Annotated in this window: 14 protein-coding genes and 1 tRNA gene; 3 read left to right on the top strand and 12 right to left on the bottom strand. The window is 66.6% G+C overall.

The window, feature by feature from the left end:
- Window positions 1-17: 17 nt before the first annotated feature.
- The gene (locus J2X01_RS17875; protein ID WP_310060541.1) at window positions 18-992 is read left to right on the top strand and encodes a helix-turn-helix domain-containing protein; all 975 of its coding nucleotides are present in this window, start codon (window positions 18-20) and stop codon (window positions 990-992) included.
- A 27-nt stretch (window positions 993-1019) separates the two neighbouring features.
- Here J2X01_RS17875 and J2X01_RS17870 read toward each other — a convergent pair whose 3' ends face one another.
- Complete coding sequence (locus tag J2X01_RS17870; RefSeq protein WP_310060540.1) at window positions 1020-2636, bottom strand: FAD-binding oxidoreductase; 1617 nt, start codon at window positions 2634-2636, stop codon at window positions 1020-1022.
- 213 nt (window positions 2637-2849) lie between these two features.
- Here J2X01_RS17870 and J2X01_RS17865 point away from each other — a divergent pair, with 213 nt between their 5' ends.
- On the top strand, window positions 2850-3626 hold the full coding sequence (locus J2X01_RS17865; RefSeq protein WP_310060537.1) for an SDR family NAD(P)-dependent oxidoreductase: 777 nt from the start codon (window positions 2850-2852) through the stop codon (window positions 3624-3626).
- A gap of 485 nt (window positions 3627-4111) precedes the next feature.
- Here J2X01_RS17865 and J2X01_RS17860 read toward each other — a convergent pair.
- A tRNA-Leu gene (locus J2X01_RS17860) sits at window positions 4112-4193 on the bottom strand.
- Between the two features lie 208 nt (window positions 4194-4401).
- On the opposite strand from J2X01_RS17860, the gene J2X01_RS17855 reads away from it, so the two are divergent.
- A complete protein-coding gene (locus J2X01_RS17855) occupies window positions 4402-5007 on the top strand; it encodes an ANTAR domain-containing response regulator (protein ID WP_310060534.1) in 606 nt (201 codons plus the stop codon).
- A gap of 88 nt (window positions 5008-5095) precedes the next feature.
- Here J2X01_RS17855 and pyk read toward each other — a convergent pair whose 3' ends face one another.
- The 10 genes from pyk to J2X01_RS17805 form a co-directional block, all read right to left on the bottom strand.
- Entirely contained in the window at window positions 5096-6595 is a 1500-nt protein-coding gene (pyk, locus tag J2X01_RS17850) for a pyruvate kinase (protein ID WP_310060530.1), read from the bottom strand.
- 69 nt (window positions 6596-6664) lie between these two features.
- Window positions 6665-8122 carry a glutamate synthase subunit beta gene (locus J2X01_RS17845; RefSeq protein ID WP_310060528.1) on the bottom strand — a complete coding sequence of 486 codons (1458 nt, stop codon included), beginning with the start codon at window positions 8120-8122 and terminating at the stop codon, window positions 6665-6667.
- Window positions 8115-12725, bottom strand: coding sequence for a glutamate synthase large subunit (gene gltB, locus J2X01_RS17840; protein WP_310060526.1), 4611 nt, complete (start codon window positions 12723-12725; stop codon window positions 8115-8117). The genes J2X01_RS17845 and gltB overlap by 8 nt, the downstream gene beginning before the upstream one ends.
- 263 nt (window positions 12726-12988) lie before the next feature.
- Window positions 12989-14131, bottom strand: a complete 1143-nt coding sequence (gene lgt, locus J2X01_RS17835; protein ID WP_310060523.1) for a prolipoprotein diacylglyceryl transferase — start codon at window positions 14129-14131, stop codon at window positions 12989-12991.
- Window positions 14132-14135: 4 nt separating this feature from the next.
- On the bottom strand, window positions 14136-14963 hold the full coding sequence (gene trpA / locus J2X01_RS17830; protein WP_310060518.1) for a tryptophan synthase subunit alpha: 828 nt from the start codon (window positions 14961-14963) through the stop codon (window positions 14136-14138).
- Window positions 14960-16294 carry a tryptophan synthase subunit beta gene (gene trpB / locus J2X01_RS17825; protein WP_310060514.1) on the bottom strand — a complete coding sequence of 445 codons (1335 nt, stop codon included), beginning with the start codon at window positions 16292-16294 and terminating at the stop codon, window positions 14960-14962. Before trpB ends, trpA begins: the two co-directional genes overlap by 4 nt.
- A gap of 94 nt (window positions 16295-16388) precedes the next feature.
- Window positions 16389-17207: an indole-3-glycerol phosphate synthase TrpC gene (trpC, locus tag J2X01_RS17820; RefSeq protein WP_310060511.1), complete on the bottom strand. Its 819-nt coding sequence runs from the start codon at window positions 17205-17207 to the stop codon at window positions 16389-16391.
- A 2-nt stretch (window positions 17208-17209) separates the two neighbouring features.
- On the bottom strand, window positions 17210-17500 hold the full coding sequence (locus tag J2X01_RS17815) for an HGxxPAAW family protein (RefSeq protein ID WP_310060508.1): 291 nt from the start codon (window positions 17498-17500) through the stop codon (window positions 17210-17212).
- Window positions 17501-17589: 89 nt separating this feature from the next.
- A complete protein-coding gene (locus J2X01_RS17810) occupies window positions 17590-18225 on the bottom strand; it encodes a Trp biosynthesis-associated membrane protein (protein ID WP_310060505.1) in 636 nt (211 codons plus the stop codon).
- Complete coding sequence (locus tag J2X01_RS17805) at window positions 18222-19787, bottom strand: anthranilate synthase component I (protein WP_310060502.1); 1566 nt, start codon at window positions 19785-19787, stop codon at window positions 18222-18224. Before J2X01_RS17805 ends, J2X01_RS17810 begins: the two co-directional genes overlap by 4 nt.
- Window positions 19788-19862: the final 75 nt, after the last annotated feature.

The raw sequence follows: 19862 nt of genomic DNA, 5'->3' as shown, positions 1-19862 counted from the left end.
TCATCCGAGGCGGACCGATGACTTCCGTATTGGATACCCGGGCGGTTCCTCCGGCCGAGCGGCGGGACTACTGGTCGGCGGGAATCGCCGAACGCTTCTTCCCCATGCACGTTGAATCGGTCGGGGCGCCCTCCTTCGAGGCCCGCTTGGCCAGTGGCCAGGTCGGGCCGGTCAGGGTCCAGTCCATCCAAGGGCTTGCGCACCGGGTGGCACGCACGCAGCGGATGATCGCCGCCGCCGATCCGGAGTGCATCTTGCTGTATCTGATGACCAGAGGCACGATCCATATCGAACAAGATGATCGCAACTGTGCTCTTCGCCCCGGTGACATTGCGTGCCAGGATACGTCGCGGCCTTCCACTTTTGAGGGCCGCGATGGTTTCGAGGTGCTCGTATTCAGCATTCCGAAATGGTTCATAGGGGCGCAGGCCGCGGACATCGCCCGGCGTTCCGCGACGCGGGTGGACTCGGGCCAGGGACGGCTCACTGGGCCGGCAACCCCGTTCCTCGCACAGCTGGCACGAACCGCAACGAGCGGCGGCGGACTCTCGGGCCGTGATGGGGAAGGCGCTGCACAGATGCTACTACCCTTGCTTGGCAGCATGTACGGCGCGCAGGAGATTTCCGACCCGCGCTCCCGCCCGGAAGCACTGCTCGCCCGGATGCAGCGGTACGTGATGGACCACCTGCACGACCCGGAACTCGGGCCAGAGCGGATTGCGCAGGCCCACTACGTGTCCACGCGCTACGTCCACAAGCTCTTTGCAGCCTCCGGCACGGGAGTGTCGGCCTGGATCCGCGAACGCCGGTTCGAGGGTGCCGTGGGCGAGTTGAGGCGCTCCCCGGAAACGACGATCGCGACGGTCGCGACGAGGTGGGGATACCGCCATCCGGCAAGCTTCAGCAGAGCCTTCCGCGAGGTCCACGGCTGTGCCCCACGGGACGCCAGGCACCTGCCGGAGCCTGTGGGGAAGACCCCGCCCGCTTGTTAGGGCGCGGTCTTCCCCGGTGATGCGCGATCAGACCTGAGGGAAGCCGGCCTCCCGAAGGCGGGTGCCCCAGATCCCGGATTTACCCGGGGCGATGATCCCATTGGGGTCGAGCGTGTCCTTGATCGTCTCGTTGAACCGTCGCAGCGCGTGGTCGTTGAAGCCGAACTGGTCGGCCGCAAGGTCCATGAAGGACAGGTGCGCGCGGTATTCGCCGTACCCGCGTTTGCCCGCCTCGGCGACCATGCGCTTGGCCAGGGCGTAGGCCTTGGCGACCTGCTCCGGGTTCTTCGTGTCGAAAGGGATCACATTGATGAACGTGGTCGACCTGGCGTTGATCGGGAGCATGCCGCCGAGGAAATCAAGGCCCACCTCGGCGCACATCTCGGCCATCAGCTTCTGTGCGGCGATCGCGTGCTGGGACGTGAGCGGGATGACCGGCGAGAAGTCAACGTGGCCGCCCTCCTCCCCGCCTGACCATCCGGCCATCTTGTAGAGATCCTGACTCGGCACCCCAATCTGCACCCGCTCGTGCGGGTTGGGCAGCGTCTCCCAGGCGTCTGCCCCGTGCTTCTGGCCCATGATGTCCACGCTCGGAATCTGCAGGAAGCGCGCCTTGAGCTTCTCGAAGTTGTGGTCGACCACCGGTTCGTCGCCGTAGAGGGCGAAGCGCATCATCCAGCGGCCCAGTCCCATCTCCTTGGCGATCTTGTCGATGATCTCCTCCGGCATCGGGCCCTCACCGGTGTACCACTCGGCGCGTGTGGTGAGCATCGAGGCCATGCACAGGGTGTTCGACAGCTGCGGGCGCATATCGATGGTGCCGGCCAGCATGAGCTCGCGAAGTGCATCGACTACGGCGGGCATCTGCGCCTCATCCCAGACGCGCAGCCAGAGCGGCATGTATACCTCTGGCTTCGGCATCAGCCAGTAGCCCATCTTCGTGACAATGCCGTAGTTCGACTGCATGAACATCTCGGTCGACGTCGGACCGAGGCCGCGCTTGTACAGCGGCCAGGTCGGGTTGTTATCCATTGCACCCGAGCCGGTGCGCATGAGGTCGCCGTTGGGGAGCACCACCTCGAAGCCGCAGTGTGAGGCTTGGTCGATCGAGTACGGCATGTAGGTGAGCCCGTGCTCGAGCGTGTTCGAGACGACGCCTCCCCAGCCGATGTCCACGATGGAGGCGACGAGGTTGCGTCCGCCGGCCTTGATCGCTTCGTGCAGGTCGTACCAGCTCACGCCAGGCTCCACTATCGCGTAGCCGAGCTCCTCGTTGATCTCCAGGACGCGGTTCATGTTCCGGAACGAGAGCATCACGGAGCCGCGCACCTGGGGCGCGGCTCCCCCGTAGCCGTTGTTCTTGCCGCGGCTGATGGGCCACAAAGGGATGCGATACTCGTTGGCGATCCGAACGACTGCCTGGACGTCCTCGGTACTCATTGGACTGACGACTGCGGACGGGAGATTCGTGGCGGAGCCGGGAACCTGGAAGGGATCCTGGAAATCTTCCAGCGACTCGGCGTCGCTTGCAACCTTGTCTTCGCCGATCGCGGCGGCGAACGCCGCGAGTGCCTTTTCGAGGTCGAACTCGGTGACGCCGGGTGGGAGCGGGCGTGTCGACGTATCGGGGGTGATACTCATCATTCATCATCTCCTTTGATGCGGTGTGTCGTGCATAATACGTGCTGCTCATCCTTCGCCATCTGGTGCCGGGGTGGGGAGATTGCGGACCCATGGTGCAGTCCCTGCACAGAAGTGTGCACGAACTGCACCATCGCACCGCTCCGGCCTCCGGTCCCCTGCGCGCTGTGGTTGCATGGGCTCACTACATCGGACGAGATGAATGGAGAAGGAACCATGGCTGGTGGTCGTCTGGAAGGAAAAGTCGTTCTGCTGACAGGCATCGGGGGCGGAATGGGCCGGGTTACCGCCCGGCTGTTCGCCCGCGAGGGCGCCACGGTCGTCGGTTGCGACCTCGATGCCGACGGAGCCGAGGAGACGGTCCGCCTGGTGGAGGCCGACGGAGGCGCGATCGAATCAAGCGCACCGATGGACCTGGGCAACCGGGAAAACATCGATCGCTGGGTCGGCGGCGCAATCGAACGCCATGGCCGCATCGACGTCCTCTACAACAACGCCAGCATGCCGAAATTCGCGCCGTTCGCACAGATGAGCGACGTGGATTACCGGTTCACCATCCAGAACGAGCTGGACCTGGTGTGGCATGCCTGCCAAAGCGCCTGGCCGCACCTTGCCGCCGTCGGCGGTGCGATCGTGAACATCGGTTCTGGAGCCGGGATCCAGGGTGCCCGGGCCCTGCCGCAGGCCGCCCATGCTGCCGCGAAAGGGGCCGTCATCGCTCTCACTCGTCAGCTTGCGGCCGAGGGTGTCGCCGTCGGCGTTCGCGTCAATTGCGTAAGTCCTGGTGTCATGGCGACTCCGCCGGTACTCGCGATGTTCGAGGAATTCGGCGAGAACGCACCGGTCGCCCCGATCATAGAGCGAACGATTGACGGCAAGCCCGGGGACCCACTCGCCGTCGCGTATGCAGGCCTCTACCTCGCCTCCGAGGAGGCGAAATGGGTCACGGGATCCCATTTGGTGGTAGACGGCGGAGCCAGCGCGATGATGTAGATCCGAGCGAGGCCGAAAGGGTCGTCATCGGCCAATCCGCGTTCATGGTTCGATTCCGGAGGCAGGTTTGCGTGCCCGGCGGCGTCGGAAACAACGGTAGGAATGGCAATTTTGCCCCCGAAGCTTCTCGAGCTCACGTCTCAGCGCCCTGCCTGCCGCAACGGAGGGGCAGGCACGAAGTTTGACCAGGAGTGTCATTGTGGTCGGCACAGTCCACCGGGCCGCAACCTGCAGACAGTCATCGGACTCAGTTGGTAGTGCCGAATGGACGAGCCAACTGCGCACGTCCGCTACTTGAGAAGAGTCATGTAGCCGCAGCCTCACCCTGCCATGAAGAGTCAACAACACAGATCCACCAGCCGACCCAAGGGAGGAGCCACGCGGCCACAGCACGGCCACCTACAAAAAAGGCCCCCGAAGGGGCGCATAAGTGAACACTTTGTGCACACTCAGAGGCCAACAAGCCCCTGAACAGGGAAAACACGTGCCCGAGGTGGGACTCGAACCCACACACCTTTCGATACCGCATTTTGAGTGCGGCGCGTCTGCCAATTCCGCCACTCGGGCGCGGAGTACACCAGTCTAACAATCACTCAACCACAGTGCTGTGGGCAACGCGATCGCTTCCAGTGCGCGGAATTACTCTACATGCAGATAGGCTGAATTCCAGAATCGCGCCAGTGACGCCGCATCGAACCCGAAAACCGGTCCCAGTACACCAGCGGTGACAACCTAAGATGGTCTAGTTCCCGCCGTACCTTTCCAAGGAGTTCCCGTGTCAGATCAGACGGAGTCAAACCCCACGTCCAAGCCGGCGCGCCGCGTGGTTGTCGCCGAGGATGAGACCCTCATCCGGCTCGACATCATCGAGATCCTGCGGGGTGAAGGCTACGACGTCGTCGGCGAAGCGGACAATGGCGAAAAAGCCGTGCAGCTCGCCGAAGAACTGAAGCCCGACCTCGTCCTGATGGACGTCAAGATGCCCGTCATGGACGGCATCACCGCCGCCGAGAAGATCGTCAAGGCCCGGATCGCCCCCGTGGTGCTGCTGACCGCGTTCAGCCAGAAGGAACTCGTCGAGCGCGCCCGCGACGCCGGCGCCATGGCCTACGTGGTCAAGCCCTTCACCCCGGCGGACCTGATCCCCGCCCTGGAGATCGCGCTCTCCCGCCATGAGGAAATCAAGGCCCTCGAGAGCGAAGTGACCGACCTGCAGGAGCAGTTCGCCACCCGCAAGCTCGTGGAACGCGCCAAGAGCCTCCTGACCACCAAGATGGGCCTGACGGAGCCGGAGGCGTTCCGCTGGATCCAGAAGACCTCCATGGACCGCCGCCTCAGCATGCGTGAGGTCGCCGAGACCATCATCAACCAGGTCAACTGACCCGGCCCGGCAACAAGTAACAAAGACCAAAAAGGGAGGGTCCCCGCCAGCTGGCGGGGACCCTCCCTTTTTGTTTCAAGCTGCAGAACTACACTTTGCCGTTCCGCTTCTTCTTTTCCGGCCACGGGCCGAGCCTGTCCTTGGTGACTTCGGCACCGCCGTGGCTGCCGGCGTCCGCCAGGTCGCCGACCCTGTGGACCTTCAGCATGTTGGTGGAACCGGCCTTTCCGGGAGGCGAACCGGCGGCGATGACCACCATGTCGCCGTCCTCGACGACGTTCATGTTCAGCAGGCTGCGGTCAACCTGTGCGGTCATTTCGTCGGTGTGGCCCACCATCGGGACCAGTACCGGCTGGATGCCCCAGGTCAGCGCCAGCTGGTTCCAGACGTGCTCCACCGGGGTGAAGGCGTAGACCGGCCGGATCGGACGAAGCCGCGACAGGCGCCGCGCAGAGTCGCCGGACTGGGTGAAGGCACAGATGTACTTGGCATCCAGCTGGTCCGCGATTTCGACGACGGCACGGGTGATGGCGCCACCGCGGGTCTTGGGCTTGGTGCCCAGCGGGGGGACGCGCTCCAGGCCATGGACCTCGGTGGATTCGATAATCCGGGCCATCGTTTTGACGGTTTCGATCGGGAACTTGCCCACACTGGTCTCGCCGGAGAGCATGACCGCATCGGCGCCGTCGAGGACGGCGTTGGCGCAGTCGGAGGCCTCGGCGCGCGTCGGACGCGGGTTGTCGATCATGGACTCCAGGACCTGGGTTGCCACGATGACGGGCTTGGCCCAGCGCCGAGCCAATTCGACGGCGCGCTTCTGCACGATCGGCACTTCCTCGAGGGGAAGTTCCACGCCGAGGTCGCCACGGGCCACCATGATGGCGTCGAACGCGTCGATGATCTCGTGAAGTTGCTCGACAGCCTGCGGCTTCTCGATCTTGGCGATCACCGGCACGCGGCGGCCTTCTTCGTCCATGATCTCGTGCACGCGCTTGATGTCTGAGGCGTCGCGGACGAAGGACAGTGCCACCATATCCACACCGCGGCGCATGGCCCAGCGCAGATCGTCCTCGTCCTTTTCGCTCAGCGCCGGCACGTTGACGGCAACGCCGGGCAGGTTGATGCCCTTGTTGTTCGAGACCCAGCCGCCGACGATCACCTGGGCGACGACCTTGACCTCGTCGACGTCGATCGCGCGGAGCGCGACCTTGCCGTCGTCGATCAGCAGGGCATCGCCGGGGTTGACGTCTTCGGTGAGGCTCTTGAGCGTCGTGGAGCAGATGTCCTTGGTGCCCGGGACGTCCTCGGTGGTGATGGTGAACGTGTCACCGACGGCCAGCAGGTGCGGCCCGTCCACGAACCGGCCGAGGCGGATCTTCGGGCCCTGCAGGTCCGCCATGATGGCGACGGGCTTGCCGAGCTGCCCGGCGGCCTTGCGGACGTTCTCGTACGTCGTGTCGTGCACAGCGTAGTCTCCGTGGCTCATGTTCATCCGGGCCACGTCGACGCCAGCCTCCAGCACGGCCAGAGTGTTCTCGAAGCTTGCGATTGCCGGTCCGAACGTGGCCACGATTTTTGCGCGTCTCATATACCTACCCTAGTGGTCTGCTGCATGGATAAAGCTGAAGTGAGAGTGAACCCCTGTCGTCCTGTGGGACTACAGAATCGCCATCGCCCGGTCGGTCGGGGCGACCGGGGCCGGAAGGATGGTGCTGCCCATCAGGAACTTGTCCACCGCGGCAGCGCAGGCGCGTCCCTCGGCGATGGCCCACACGATGAGCGACTGGCCGCGGCCGGCGTCTCCGGCGACAAAGATGCCTTCCGTGTTGGTCATGTAGTACCCGTCGCGGGCCACGTTGCCTCGCCCGTCGAATTCGGCACTGACCTGCTCGGTGATCCCTGCCGGCTCCGGGCCGGTGAAGCCCAGCGACAGGAAGACCAAGTCAGCCGGGATGATCCGCTCGGTGCCGGCCTTCGGGAGGCGCTTGCCGTCGACGAATTCGGTCTCGGCCACCTTCACTCCGGTCAGTTTGCTGTTCTCGCCGACGAACTCCACGGTGGAGGCGAGGTAGGTGCGTTCGCCGCCTTCCTCATGGGCGCTGGCCACTTCGAACAGGGTGGGGAACGTCGGCCACGGCTGGTGGCTGGCGCGCTCCGCCGGCGGCTGCTTGCCGATGGCCAGCGTGGTGACGGAGGCAGCCTGGTGCCGGTGCGCGGTGCCGAGGCAGTCCGCGCCGGTGTCGCCGCCGCCGAGGATGACAACGTGCTTGCCGGCGGCGTTGATCTGGTTCTCGACCGTCTCCCCCGCCACGACCCGGTTGGCCGGGACGAGGTAGTCCATCGCGAAGTGCACGCCCTCGAGCTCGCGGCCCGGAATCGGCAGGTCTCGGGGGACGGTGGCGCCGGTGGCGACCACAACGGCGTCGTACCGGCGGCGCAGCTGCTCCCACGTCACGTCGGTGCCCACGGCGACGCCGGTGCGGAAGCGGGTGCCTTCGGCCTTCATCTGCTCCAGCCGGCGGTCCACGTGTTCTTTTTCCATCTTGAAATCGGGAATCCCGTACCGCAGCAGGCCGCCGATCTTGTCGTCGCGCTCATAGACCGCGACGGTATGCCCGACGCGGGTCAGCTGCTGCGCGACGGCGAGGCCGGCGGGGCCGGAACCGACGACGGCGACCGTCTTGCCGCTGAGGCGGGCCGGCGGCAGCGGGTTGACCCAGCCGTTCTCGAACGCCTGGTCCACGATGGAGACCTCAACCTGCTTGATGGTCACGGCGGGCTGGTTGATACCCAGCACGCAGGACGCCTCGCAGGGTGCCGGGCAGAGCCGCCCGGTGAATTCGGGGAAGTTGTTGGTGGCGTGCAGCCGCTCCATCGCTTCCTCGCCCTTGTCCCGCCAGATGAGGTCATTCCACTCCGGAATGAGGTTGCCCAGCGGGCAGCCCTGGTGGCAGAACGGCACGCCGCAGTCCATGCAGCGGCCGGCCTGGGCCTTCAGGACACCCTTCTCCTGGGCTTCATAGACTTCCTTCCAGTCCATGATGCGGACCGGAACGGGACGGCGGGGCTGGGTTTCGCGCTGACGTACTTTAAGAAATCCGCGTGGATCAGCCACCGGTCACCTCCAGGATTCGAGACCAAACTTCTTCGCCGTCGGGGTCAAGGCCCTCTTCGATGGCGTCAAGGCGGGTTTGCAGGACGGCCGCGTAGTCGCGCGGCAGCACCTTGGTTATGCGGGCTGCGGTGTCGTCGAAGTTCTCGAGCAACCGTGCCGCGAGCAGCGACTCGGTTTCCTCGGAGTGCTTCACGAGCAGTCCATGGACAATGTCACGGTCCTCGGCGTCCAGTTCGCGCAGCTGCAGCTCGCCGGACTCCAGGGCCTGCTTGTTGACGCGTTCGGTCCGCAGATCCAGCACGTAGGCGGTGCCGCCGGACATGCCGGCACCGAAGTTGCGGCCGGTGCGCCCGATGATCAGCGTCTGTCCGCCGGTCATGTATTCGCAGCCGTGGTCCCCGATTCCCTCGACCACCGCGGTGGCGCCGGAGTTGCGGACCAGGAAGCGTTCGCCGACCTGGCCCCGCAGGAACATCTCGCCGCTCGTGGCGCCGTAGCCGATCACGTTTCCGGCAATCACGTTGCGCTCGGCCGGGAACACGTTGGTGCGGTCCGGCCGGACAATGATGCGCCCGCCGGACAGCCCCTTGCCGACGTAGTCGTTCGAGTCACCAAACATCCGCAGCGTGATGCCGGCCGGCAGGAACGCCCCGAGCGACTGGCCGGCGGTGCCGGTCAGCGTGATGTCGATGGTGTCGGTGGCCAGCACGTCCGTGCTGAAGGTTTTGGTGACCACATGGCCCAGCATCGTGCCGACCGAGCGGTCCGTGTTGATCACGTTGACGGCGATCTTGACCGGCGTCCGGTCCGTCACGGCTTCCGCCGCCATCGCGATCAGGCGCTGGTCGAAGTGCTTGTCCAGCTCATGGTTCTGGCCGGTGAGGTTGCGCAGCGGCGCGTCGTCGTCGAATTCCAGTCCGTGCAGGATCGGGTCCAGGTCCAGCCCTTCGGCCTTCCAGTGGTTGATCGCCTCACGGGTGTCGAGCATTTCGGCGTGGCCGATCGCTTCCTCGATGCTCCGGAAGCCAAGCTCGGCCAGGATTTCGCGGACCTCCTCGGCGAGGAATTCGAAGAAGTTGACCACGAATTCCGGCTTGCCGTTGAACCGGGAGCGCAGCTCGGGGTTCTGCGTTGCGACGCCCACCGGGCAGGTGTCCAGGTGGCAGACGCGCATCATGATGCAGCCGGAGACCACCAGCGGGGCGGTGGCGAAACCGAACTCCTCGCCGCCGAGCAGCGCGGCGATCACGACGTCGCGGCCGGTTTTGAGCTGGCCGTCCACCTGCACGACCACGCGGTCGCGCAGGCCGTTGAGCATCAGGGTCTGCTGGGTTTCGGCGAGTCCGAGTTCCCACGGCACCCCGGCATGCTTCAGCGAGTTGAGCGGCGAGGCGCCGGTTCCGCCGTCGTGCCCGGAAACCAGGACGACGTCGGCCTTGGCCTTCGTGACGCCGGCGGCCACCGTGCCGATCCCGACCTCGGAGACTAACTTGACGTGCACCCGGGCCGAGGGGTTGGCCCGTTTCGCGTCGTAGATCAGCTGGGCGAGGTCCTCGATCGAGTAGATGTCGTGGTGCGGAGGCGGGGAGATCAGCCCGACGCCGGGGGTCGAGTGCCGGGTCCGGGCCACCCAGGGGTAGACCTTCTGCGCCATCAGCTGCCCGCCCTCGCCGGGCTTGGCACCCTGCGCCATCTTGATCTGGATGTCATCGGCGTTGGTGAGGTACAGGCTGGTCACGCCGAAACGGCCGGAGGCGATCTGCTTGACCGCCGAGCGGCGCGCCGGATCGAGGAGCCGGTCGACGTCCTCGCCGCCTTCGCCGGTGTTGGACTTGCCGCCCAGCCGGTTCATGGCGATCGCGAGGGTCTCGTGGGCTTCCTTGGAGATGGAGCCGTAGCTCATTGCGCCGGTGGAGAACCGCTTGACGATGCTGGAGACGGACTCCACTTCCTCCAGCGGGACCGCGGGGCGCAGCCCGGCCTTGAACTTCAGCAGCCCGCGCAGGGTCATCAGGTTCTCGGACTGGTCGTCAACACCGCGGGTGTAGGACTTGAAGATGTCGTAGCGGCGCTCACGCGTGGCGTGCTGCAGCCGGAACACGGTCTCCGGGTTGAACAGGTGCGGCTCGCCGTCACGGCGCCACTGGTACTCACCGCCGCCGAGGAGCGCCTGGTGGGGCTGCTCGATGCCGTTCTCCGGGTACGCCATCCGGTGGCGTGCCGCGACCTCGGCCGCGATGACGTCAAGGCCGACGCCGCCGAGCTGGGAGTGCGTGCCGGAGAAGTACTCGTCCACCAGGTCCTGGCCCAGGCCGAGCGCCTCGAAGGTCTGGGCCCCGGTGTAGGAGGCCACCGTGGAGATGCCCATCTTGGACATGATCTTCAGGACACCCTTGCCGAGGCCCTTAATCAGGTTGTAGACGCCGTCCTGCGCGGTGACGCCGACGACGTCGCCGGTGGAGATGAGCTGCTCCACGGATTCCATCGCCAGGTACGGGTTTACGGCGGAGGCGCCGTAGCCGATCAGCACGGCCACATGGTGCGTCTCGCGGACGTCGCCGGCCTCGACCACGAGGGCAGTCTTGGTGCGGTTGGCGCTGCGCAGCAGGTGGTGGTGCACCGCACTGACCAGCAGCAGGGACGGGATCGGCGCCCACTGGGCGTTCGAGTCGCGGTCCGAGAGCACAACGTACTGCACACCGCGGTTGATCGCGCCGGACACCTGCTCGCAGATTTCGGTCAGCCGGGCGCGCAGGGCATTTTCCCCGCCGTCCGGGCGGTAGAGCCCGCGGACCTTCATGGCGACCTTGTCGCCGTCGGCGTTCTCGATGTTCGCGATCTTGGCGAGCTGGTCGTTGTTGATCACCGGGAACGGCAGCGCAACCTGCGGCTGGCGGACCTGCTTGGTGTCCAGCAGATTGCCGTTGGGCCCGATCGCGCAGGTCAGCGAGGTGACAAGCTCTTCGCGGATGGCGTCCAGCGGCGGGTTGGTGACCTGGGCGAAGGACTGCACAAAGTAGTCGAACAGCAGCCGGGGCCGCTTGGAGAGCACGGCGACGGGCGTGTCCGATCCCATTGCCCCGAGCGGCTCGGCGCCGGTGCGGGACATTGGGCCGAGCAGGATCTTCAGTTCCTCGGTGGTGTAGCCGAAGGTGCGCTGGCGGATGTTGACGGACGCGGCGGTGTGCACCACGTGCTCGCGCTCGGGCAGGTCCTTCAGGTCGATCAGGTTTTCCTTGACCCAGTCGGCCCACGGGTTGGCGGCCGCCACTTCTGCCTTGACCTCGTCATCGCTGACGATCCGGCCGGCTTCGGTGTCCACGAGGAACATCTTGCCGGGTGAGACGCGGCCCTTCTTGACCACCTTGGACGGTTCGACGTCGATCACGCCGACCTCGGAGGCGAAGATGATCAGGCCGTCCTCGGTGATCCAGAACCGGCCGGGGCGCAGACCGTTGCGGTCCAGGGTGGCGCCGACGAGGTTGCCGTCGGTGAAGGAAACGGCGGCGGGGCCGTCCCACGGTTCCATCAGCATGGAGTGGTACTCGTAGAAGGCGCGGCGGGCCGGGTCCATCGTGGCGTGGTTTTCCCAGGCTTCGGGGATCATCATCATGATCGAGTGCGTGATCGGCCGGCCGGAGAGCCAGAGCAATTCCGCGACCTCGTCGAAGGAGGCAGAGTCGGAAGCGCCCGGGGTGCAGATCGGGTACAGCTCCTCGGGCGCATCCCCCAGCAGCGGGTTGGCCAGCTGCGACTGGCGGGCACGCATCCAGTTCCGGTTTCCCTTGACCGTGTTGATTTCGCCGTTGTGGGCGATGGTCCGGAAGGGCTGGGCCAGCGGCCAGGACGGGAAGGTGTTGGTGGAGAAGCGCGAGTGGACGATCGCAAGCTTGGTCTTGAAGCGCTTGTCCGACAGGTCCGGGTAGAACGGCTCGAGCTGGGCCGTGGTGAGCATGCCCTTGTAGACGATGGTCCGGGAGGACAACGACGGGAAGTAGACGCCGAACTTGTTCTGCGCCCGCTTCCGGATGCGCCAGGCCCGGGAGTCGAGTTCGTTGCGCTCCAGCACTTCCCCGGTGCTGGAGGCAAAGAACGGCTGGGAGAAGTGGGGCATGCAGGCCCGGGCCATAGCCCCGACGAGGTCAGCCACGATCGGCACTTCGCGCCAGCCGAGGACGGTCAGGCCCTCGTCGGCGGCGAGGCTTTCGATGCCGGCCTTGGCGGCCTCGGATTCGCGCTGCTCGGCCGGAAGGAACGCCGTTCCCACCACAAACTGGCCGGGGGCGGGAAGTTCGAAGTCGGTCACGGCGCGGAAGAATTCGTCCGGGACCTGCATCAGCAGTCCGGCGCCGTCGCCGGTGCCCTCGTCGGCGCCCACGGCACCGCGGTGCTCGAGGTTCCGCAGGGCCGTCAGGGCGGCGTCAACGATGTCGTAACCCGGCTCCCCCCGCAGCGTGGCGATGATGGCGAGGCCGCAGGCGTCCTTCTCCTGCTCCGGGTTGTAGAGCCCGGCCGCTTCGGGGAGCGCCGCGAAGCGCTTGAAAGGTGAGATGGCGGCCTGCTGAGGCTCGGACCAACTGGGGCTGTGCAGGGTTTGGGTCATGGGAGACGTCCTTCCTCCTGATCGTGCGTATGGGAGGGACAACATTGGCCCGCATCGGTGCGCCGGTGTGATGGGCACAACAAAGTGTTTTCTTATTCGAATTGTAGGTCAGGGCCGCGTTCTGCACGAACAGTTACGCGACCGCCGGCCAGGAATTGCGGGAACGGCAACTGTCTGCTGTCCGCCACTTTCCCTGCTGCCACGACGCTGTGGACACGGGCTCTGCGAGGGGTGACTCCGCGGCCCGGATTGCCGGCGCTGAGCTACTTGGTGCCCTCAGCTTCCGGCGCGGTTCCGGTGGCCTGGTGGCTGGATGCTCCGGCCGCAGGCACTCCCGTGGCGGGCTCGGTGCCGCTCGTGGATTCCCTGGGCGCGTCCGCTGGGGCGGAAGCGCGGCCCGGACCGCGTTGGTTATCAGGAATATTAGCACGCGACTCATTATCTGAGACAGCAAAATCCGAATGGCGGACACCGTCGGTGCCGGTGTCCAGCCCGGTGGGCGCCGGTTCACGGCCCGGCAGAAACACCGTGTCGGGCTCCGCGCGTTTGCGCCGCCCCAGGATGATAAACGCCACCAGCGCGCCCAGAAGGACAATGAGGCTGGTCCAGACGTTGAGCCGGGCCGTGATCCCGAAGAGGCTGATCTGCTCCGCGTCGTCGATCCGCATCGCTTCGATCCAGACCCGGCCCAGGGTGTAATAGACCGCGTACAGGCAGAACAGCCGGCCGTGGCGGAACTGGAACCTGCGGTCCAGCAGCAGCAGAATGCCGACCCCGGCGAGGTTCCAGAGGGATTCGTAGAGGAACGTCGGATGGAAGAGCGTGTCCGCGGCCATGCCGGGCGGGAAGTTGGCGTTGTCGGCGTCGACCTGCAGACCCCACGGAAGTGTGGTGGGCCCGCCGAAGAGCTCCTGGTTGAAGTAGTTCCCCCAGCGGCCGATGGCCTGGGCCAGCAGCAGTCCGGGCGCGGCAGCGTCGAGGAATGCGCTGAGCTTGACGCCCGCCCTGCGGCAGCCGATCCACGCACCCACCGCGCCAAGCAGCACGGCGCCCCAGATCCCCAGCCCGCCGCGCTGGATCTGCGGGATCAGGGACAGGTCACCGGTGCCGTCAAAGCCGGGTCCGAAATACGCGTCAGGTGAGGAAACCACGTGGTAGAGCCGGCCGCCGATGATGCCGAAGGGGATGGCCCAGATGGCGATGTCCCAGACGCTGCCCTCCGGCGCGCCGCGCTTGGTCCAGCGCACCGAGGTGAGCCACAGGCCGGCGATGATGCCCAGCAGGATGCACAGGGCATAGGCATGGATGCGCAGCGACCCCCAGGGCAGCGGGATGTCGAAACCGGACCAGTCCGGGCTCGGAATGCTGGCCGGAAGCATCGCTGCCGCGTGGAGGACTGACTGCATGTGGTTAGGCTTCTTCCCTGGTAAGGCCGGTGCTCAGGTCTTTCGTCAAGGACGCTACGGCATCCGCGCCGCCGTCGCCGATTGCCACGACCAGCGCGGTGCCAACAATCACGCCGTCCGCGTACGCGGCGATCTCGCGGACCTGGTCGGCGTTGGAAACGCCCAGTCCGACACAGACGCGTTCGGCGCCGGCAGCGTGGGCGGCCGCGACGACGTCCCTGGCCGCGGAGCTGACCGAGGCGCGGGCGCCGGTGACGCCCATGATCGAGACAGCGTAGACAAACCCGCGGCTCGCCTCAACGGTGCGTTTCATCCGCTCCGGCGAGGACGACGGCGCGACCAGGAAGACCCGGTCCAGGCCGTACTTGTCCGACGCTGCCATCCATTCGGAGGCCTCGTCCGGGATCAGGTCCGGGGTGATGAGCCCGGCTCCGCCTGCTTCGGCCAGCTGGCGGGAAAATTCGTCCACACCCATCCGGAGCACCGGGTTCCAGTAGGTCATAACCAGCACCGCGGCGTCGGTCTTGCTGGTGATCCCGCGGACGACGTCGAAGACCTGCTTGACGTGGAAGCCCTTGGCGAGGGCCTCGGTGGTGGCGGCCTGGATAACCGGGCCGTCCATGACCGGGTCGGAGTACGGGATGCCGATTTCGATCAGGTCGGCACCGTTTTCCGCGAGGGCGATGCCGGCCGCGATGGTTTCCTCGACGCCCGGGTAGCCGGCGGGCAGGTAGCCGATCAGGGCGGCGCGGCCCTGGGCCTTGGCACGGTCAATGGCCGCTGCCGATTTGCTGGCGGTCCGGGCGGTACCCGGGTCCTGGACAGTGTTCACAGCTGCTCCCCCTCTTTGGCGATCGCGTGTTCGGGTGAATTCTTGTCCAGCAGGTCGAACCATTCCGCGGCGGTGGCCACGTCCTTGTCGCCGCGGCCGGAGAGGTTCACGATCACGATCTTGTCTGACACCGTGCCTGCGGCCTGGCCCGCGGCGGCGTCGGCGAGACGCTGGCCGACCTTGATGGCACCGGCCAGCGCGTGCGCGGACTCGATGGCCGGGATGATGCCCTCGGTGCGGCAGAGCAGCCGGAACGCGTCCATGGCCTCGCTGTCGGTGATCGGCTCGTAGCTGACGCGTCCGATGTCCGCGAGGTAGGAGTGCTCCGGACCGACGCCGGGGTAGTCCAGGCCCGCCGAGATGGAGTGCGATTCGATGGTCTGGCCGTCGTCGTCCTGCATCAGGTAGGAGCGGGCGCCGTGCAGCACCCCGGGCTTGCCGAGCGTGATGGTGGCGGCGTGGCGGCCGGTTTCGACGCCGTCGCCGCCGGCCTCGAAGCCGTAGATCTTGACCGTGGGATCGTCCAGGAAGCCGTGGAAAATGCCGATGGCGTTGGAGCCGCCGCCGATGCAGGCGCAGACGGCGTCGGGCAGGCGCCCGGTCTGCGCCAGGATCTGGGCGCGGGCTTCCTCGCCGATGACCTCGTGGAAGTAGCGGACCATGGCCGGGAACGGGTGCGCGCCGGCGGCGGTGCCCAGCAGGTAGTGCGTGTTGTCCACGTTGGCGACCCAGTCCCGGAGCGCCTCGTTGATGGCGTCCTTGAGGGTCTGGGATCCGTTGGTGACCGGAATGACGGTGGCTCCGAGGAGCTCCATCCGGGCCACGTTGAGGGCCTGCCGGCGGCAGTCTTCGGCGCCCATGTACACAACGCATTCCAGGCCCATCAGGGCGGCGGCGGTGGCGCTGGCGACGCCGTGCTGTCCGGCGCCGGTCTCGGCGATGAGACGGGTCTTGCCCATGCGCTTGGCAAGGAGCGCCTGGCCCAGCACGTTGTTGATCTTGTGCGAACCGGTGTGGTTCAGGTCCTCGCGCTTGAGGAAGATCCGCACTCCCCCGGCGTGTTCGGCGAAGCGCTTGGCCTCGGTCAGCAGCGAGGGCCGGCCCGAGTAGTTCTTGTTCAGCTCCTTGATTTGCGCGGTGAACTCCGGGTCGGCTTTGGCCTTCTCGAAGGTGTCCTCAAGCTCATCCAGGGCTGCGATGAGCGACTCGGGCATCCATCGGCCGCCGTAGGAGCCGAAGTAGGGTCCGGGGGCGTGCCGCAGGGATTCCCCACCCTGCAGGAACGCGTCCACGGCGCTCTCGTCGGAGCCTGCTGCTGGTGCATCGACCATCAGTCTCACCATCCTGTTCCACTGCTCAATAGATCTGGGGCCGCACGGAGCCGCTGCCGGCGTCCGGCCAGGCGTTGCCCGGCCGGAGCGCGGGTCAGGAACGTGCGGCGATTTCTTCTGCTCCGGCTGCCATGAATTCCGCGATCCGCTCCCGCGGGGCCGCGTCGCTGACCAGGGCCTCGCCGACGAGGACCGCGTTGGCCCCGTTCGCGGCGTAGTGCCGGACGTCGTTGACGCCGCGCACGCCCGATTCCGCGATGACGAGCGCGCCGGCGGGGATGCCCCCGGCGAGTTCGGCGAAAACGGAACGGTCGACGTCGAGCGTCTTGAGGTCCCGCACGTTGACGCCGATGATCCGCGCCTCCGCGGCAACCGCGCGCTCAATTTCTTCGGCCGTGTGCGTCTCGACGAGGACGTTCATGCCAAGTTCGCGGCTGAGGGCGCTGAACTCGCGCAGCTGCGCATCGGACAGGGACGCCACGATCAGCAGGATCAGGTCGGCCCCGTGTGCCCGGGCTTCCCAGATCTGGTACTCGTCGATCATGAAGTCCTTGCGCAGCAACGGGATGTCCACGGCTGCCCGGACGGCGTCGAAATCGGCGAGCGAACCGTTGAAGCGGCGCTGTTCGGTCAGCACGCTGATCGCGGCTGCGCCGCCGCCGGCATACTGCACGGCGAGGGAGGCGGGGTCGGCAATGCTGGCGAGATCACCCTTGGAGGGGCTGCGGCGTTTGATTTCGGCGATGACCTTCAGCTGCGCACGCGTTGCCGAGGCGCCGCCCAGGGCCGTCCAGGCGTCCCGCGCCGGCTGTGCGGCGGCGGCCCGGTCCTTCAGTTCCGCAAGCGTGACGAGGCGCTGGCGGGCCTGCATATCCTCCCTGGCACCGGCGTTGATGTCATCGAGAACAGTCACGCTTAGTGGCCGGAGTTCTTCAGCTTGCTGCCGCCCACACCGTATCCGGCCTTGCGCATGACGAAGCCGATGGCCAGGCCAATCAGCAGCACAACGCCGCCCACGATGAAGATCGTGGTGTTGGCGAGGACAAAGGCGATGGACATGATGAGGGCGCCGACCAGCATGACCATGACGGTGGTCCAGGCTGCCGGGCTGTTGCCGTGGCCGGTCGGTTCGCGGTGATCGATGTCATCGTAGGAGTAGCCGGTTCCGGCAGCGGGCTTGGGGGCGGAAACAGGTGCTTTGCTCATTGAAATCTCCTCAGGGTAAATACTGCTTACATTCTGCCATTTATTGGCAGTGATGTTGGCCGCGTTACTGGCGTGCCCGCGGCATCGGCTCAGGTGGGGTCGTCACCTCGTGACAACCGGTCCCAGCTGTCGATCTCGTCCGGGGGCCCGGCGGCCCCCGCGGACCCGCCGGCGGCGATGCCGGTTGCGGCGGTGTCGTATTTTGTCCGCGACGTCCAGTAACGGCCGGCGGGAATGACCAGCAGCGCGCTGAGGCCCAGCAGGGCGCCGGCCACGACGGCGAGGGCCGGGAATACCGTGACATCCACCAACACGTTGCTGCCCGTGATCCCGGTGGCGGCGGCGATGGAACCCTGGGCGGCGGCCAGCGGGTCTGCGATGACGATCGCGGCGGCGCTCACGATGCCGGCGGCGGCCAGCAGGATGAGCGCCGTGATGATCCAGCGGGCGACCCGGCCGGCGATCGACGCGGCCAGTCCGCCGGCGAGGGCCACGAGCGCAAGGGCCGTCACGGTGGTCGCGGCTTTGCTGCCCTGCACCTGCAGTCCGTCCTGGCTGTTGACGGCCTGGCCGAGCTGGGCCGGGTCGAGGTGGACGGTGAGCCACGTCTGCGTTGTGGTGCCGAAGACTGCCAGTGCCAGGACGGCGATGGCCAGGACCAGGGTGGATTTCCGGGCCCAGCGGGGAACGACGGGGCTGTTGCTCCGGACCGTGGTGCCGCTCATGACGGCGAGCCGGCGTCGGAAATGGACTCGGCCGTGATGTTGCGCAGTGACTGGGCCGTGTGGACGGCGCGCATCGGCGCGGCGGCCTTGTTGACAGTTTCGATCGCCTCGGTGGCGTTCACCGAGTCGGCCACGATGCCGCCGCCGGCCTGCACGTAGGCGCGTCCTTCGCGCAGCAGGGCCGAGCGGATGGCAATGGCCATGTCCATGTCTCCGGCGAAGTCGAGGTAGCCCACGACTCCCCCGTAGATCCCGCGGCGGTGCGGTTCCAGCTCATCGAGCAGGCGCAGCGCGCGGGGCTTCGGGGCGCCGGACAGCGTTCCGGCCGGGAACGTCGCCTTCAGCACGTCGTAGGCCTTGGCGGTGGGCGCCAGCTTGCCGACCACGGTGGAGACCAGGTGCATGATGTGGCTGAAGCGCTCGACTTCCATGAACTGCGTGACATCGACGGAACCGGCCACGCAGACCTTGGACAGGTCGTTGCGGGACAGGTCCACCAGCATCAGGTGTTCGGCGCGTTCCTTCTCGTCCGCGAGGAGTTCCTCGGCCAGGGCCTTGTCCGCTTCCACCGTCTTGCCGCGCGGCCGGGAGCCGGCGATGGGGTGCGTGATGACTTCCTCGCCCGTCACGGTCACCAGTGCCTCCGGGGAGGAGCCGACGATTGAATATTGCCGGCCGGCGGCGTCCTCGAGGCTGAAGATGTACATGTAGGGGCTGGGGTTGGTGTTCCGGAGCACCCGGTAGACGTCCAGCGGGTCCGCGCCGCATTCCATTTCGAAGCGCCGCGAGATGACGACCTGGAACACCTCACCGTCGACGATCGCTTCCTTGCTGCGGTCCAGGGCGGCGAGATAGTCCGTCTCATTCCAGCGTTCCTGCACGCTGGAGGCGAAGTCCAGTGCGGCCGGGTCGAGCACGGAGACGGGCTGCTTTACGGGAGTGCTGATTTGGGCGAGGAGGCCCTTGACCCGGGCGACGGCGTCGTGCCATGCCTCGTCGACCCGTTCGGAACTGTTGTCGAAGTTGATCGCGTTGGCAATCAGCAGCACGGTGCCGTCCATGTTGTCGTGCACGGCCATGTCGGTGACGAGGTTGAGCGCCATCTCGGGCAGCTGCAGGTCATCCTCCGGCGGGCTGGTCAGTTTTTCCCAGTGCCGGACGGTTTCCCAGCCGAGGAAGCCGACCAGCCCGGAGGTGAACGGCGGCAGGCCGTCGAAACGGTCGGTGCGGAGGGCCTCGACGGTGTCCCGGATCGCGTCCACCGGGCTGCCGCCCAGCGGTACACCGACCGGAGGTTCGCCGAGCCAGTGCGCCTGGCCGTCCCTGGTGGTCAGGGTGGCCCGTGACCGGGCGCCGATGAAGGAGTAGCGGGACCATGACCCTCCGACGGCCGCGGATTCCATCAGGAAGGTGCCGGGCTGGCCCTGGGCGAGTTTGCGGTACAGCCCGATCGGGGTTTCGGCGTCAGCCAGCACCTTCAGCCGGACGGGGATAACACGGCTGTGGCCTGCGAGTTCACGGAACTCCGCCAGGCCCGGGCTGATGATTCCAAGGTCCTGCATGGCTGTGGTTTCCGCCTGTTCTTTCAGTGGTCCTGAAGGTTGAGTTTGCGGGGCCGGTCCCCGATGCGGCGCCCG

It is taken from the genome of Arthrobacter ginsengisoli (genome assembly GCF_031456935.1).
GTDB lineage: Bacteria > Actinomycetota > Actinomycetes > Actinomycetales > Micrococcaceae > Arthrobacter > Arthrobacter ginsengisoli.
Note: the sequence above shows the minus strand (reverse complement) of the source record. Positions and strands in the feature narration are given on the sequence as shown.

Bases quoted from the DNA above. Each gene is read 5' to 3' on its own strand.
- J2X01_RS17875 (WP_310060541.1), top strand. From the start codon at position 18: ATGACTTCCGTATTGGATACCCGGGCGGTTCCTCCGGCCGAGCGGCGG.
- J2X01_RS17870 (WP_310060540.1), bottom strand. From the start codon at position 2,636: ATGATGAGTATCACCCCCGATACGTCGACACGCCCGCTCCCACCCGGC.
- J2X01_RS17865 (WP_310060537.1), top strand. From the start codon at position 2,850: ATGGCTGGTGGTCGTCTGGAAGGAAAAGTCGTTCTGCTGACAGGCATC.
- pyk (WP_310060530.1), bottom strand. From the start codon at position 6,595: ATGAGACGCGCAAAAATCGTGGCCACGTTCGGACCGGCAATCGCAAGC.
- gltB (WP_310060526.1), bottom strand. From the start codon at position 12,725: ATGACCCAAACCCTGCACAGCCCCAGTTGGTCCGAGCCTCAGCAGGCC.
- lgt (WP_310060523.1), bottom strand. From the start codon at position 14,131: ATGCAGTCAGTCCTCCACGCGGCAGCGATGCTTCCGGCCAGCATTCCG.
- trpB (WP_310060514.1), bottom strand. From the start codon at position 16,294: ATGGTCGATGCACCAGCAGCAGGCTCCGACGAGAGCGCCGTGGACGCG.
- J2X01_RS17815 (WP_310060508.1), bottom strand. From the start codon at position 17,500: ATGAGCAAAGCACCTGTTTCCGCCCCCAAGCCCGCTGCCGGAACCGGC.
- J2X01_RS17810 (WP_310060505.1), bottom strand. From the start codon at position 18,225: ATGAGCGGCACCACGGTCCGGAGCAACAGCCCCGTCGTTCCCCGCTGG.
- J2X01_RS17805 (WP_310060502.1), bottom strand. From the start codon at position 19,787: ATGCAGGACCTTGGAATCATCAGCCCGGGCCTGGCGGAGTTCCGTGAA.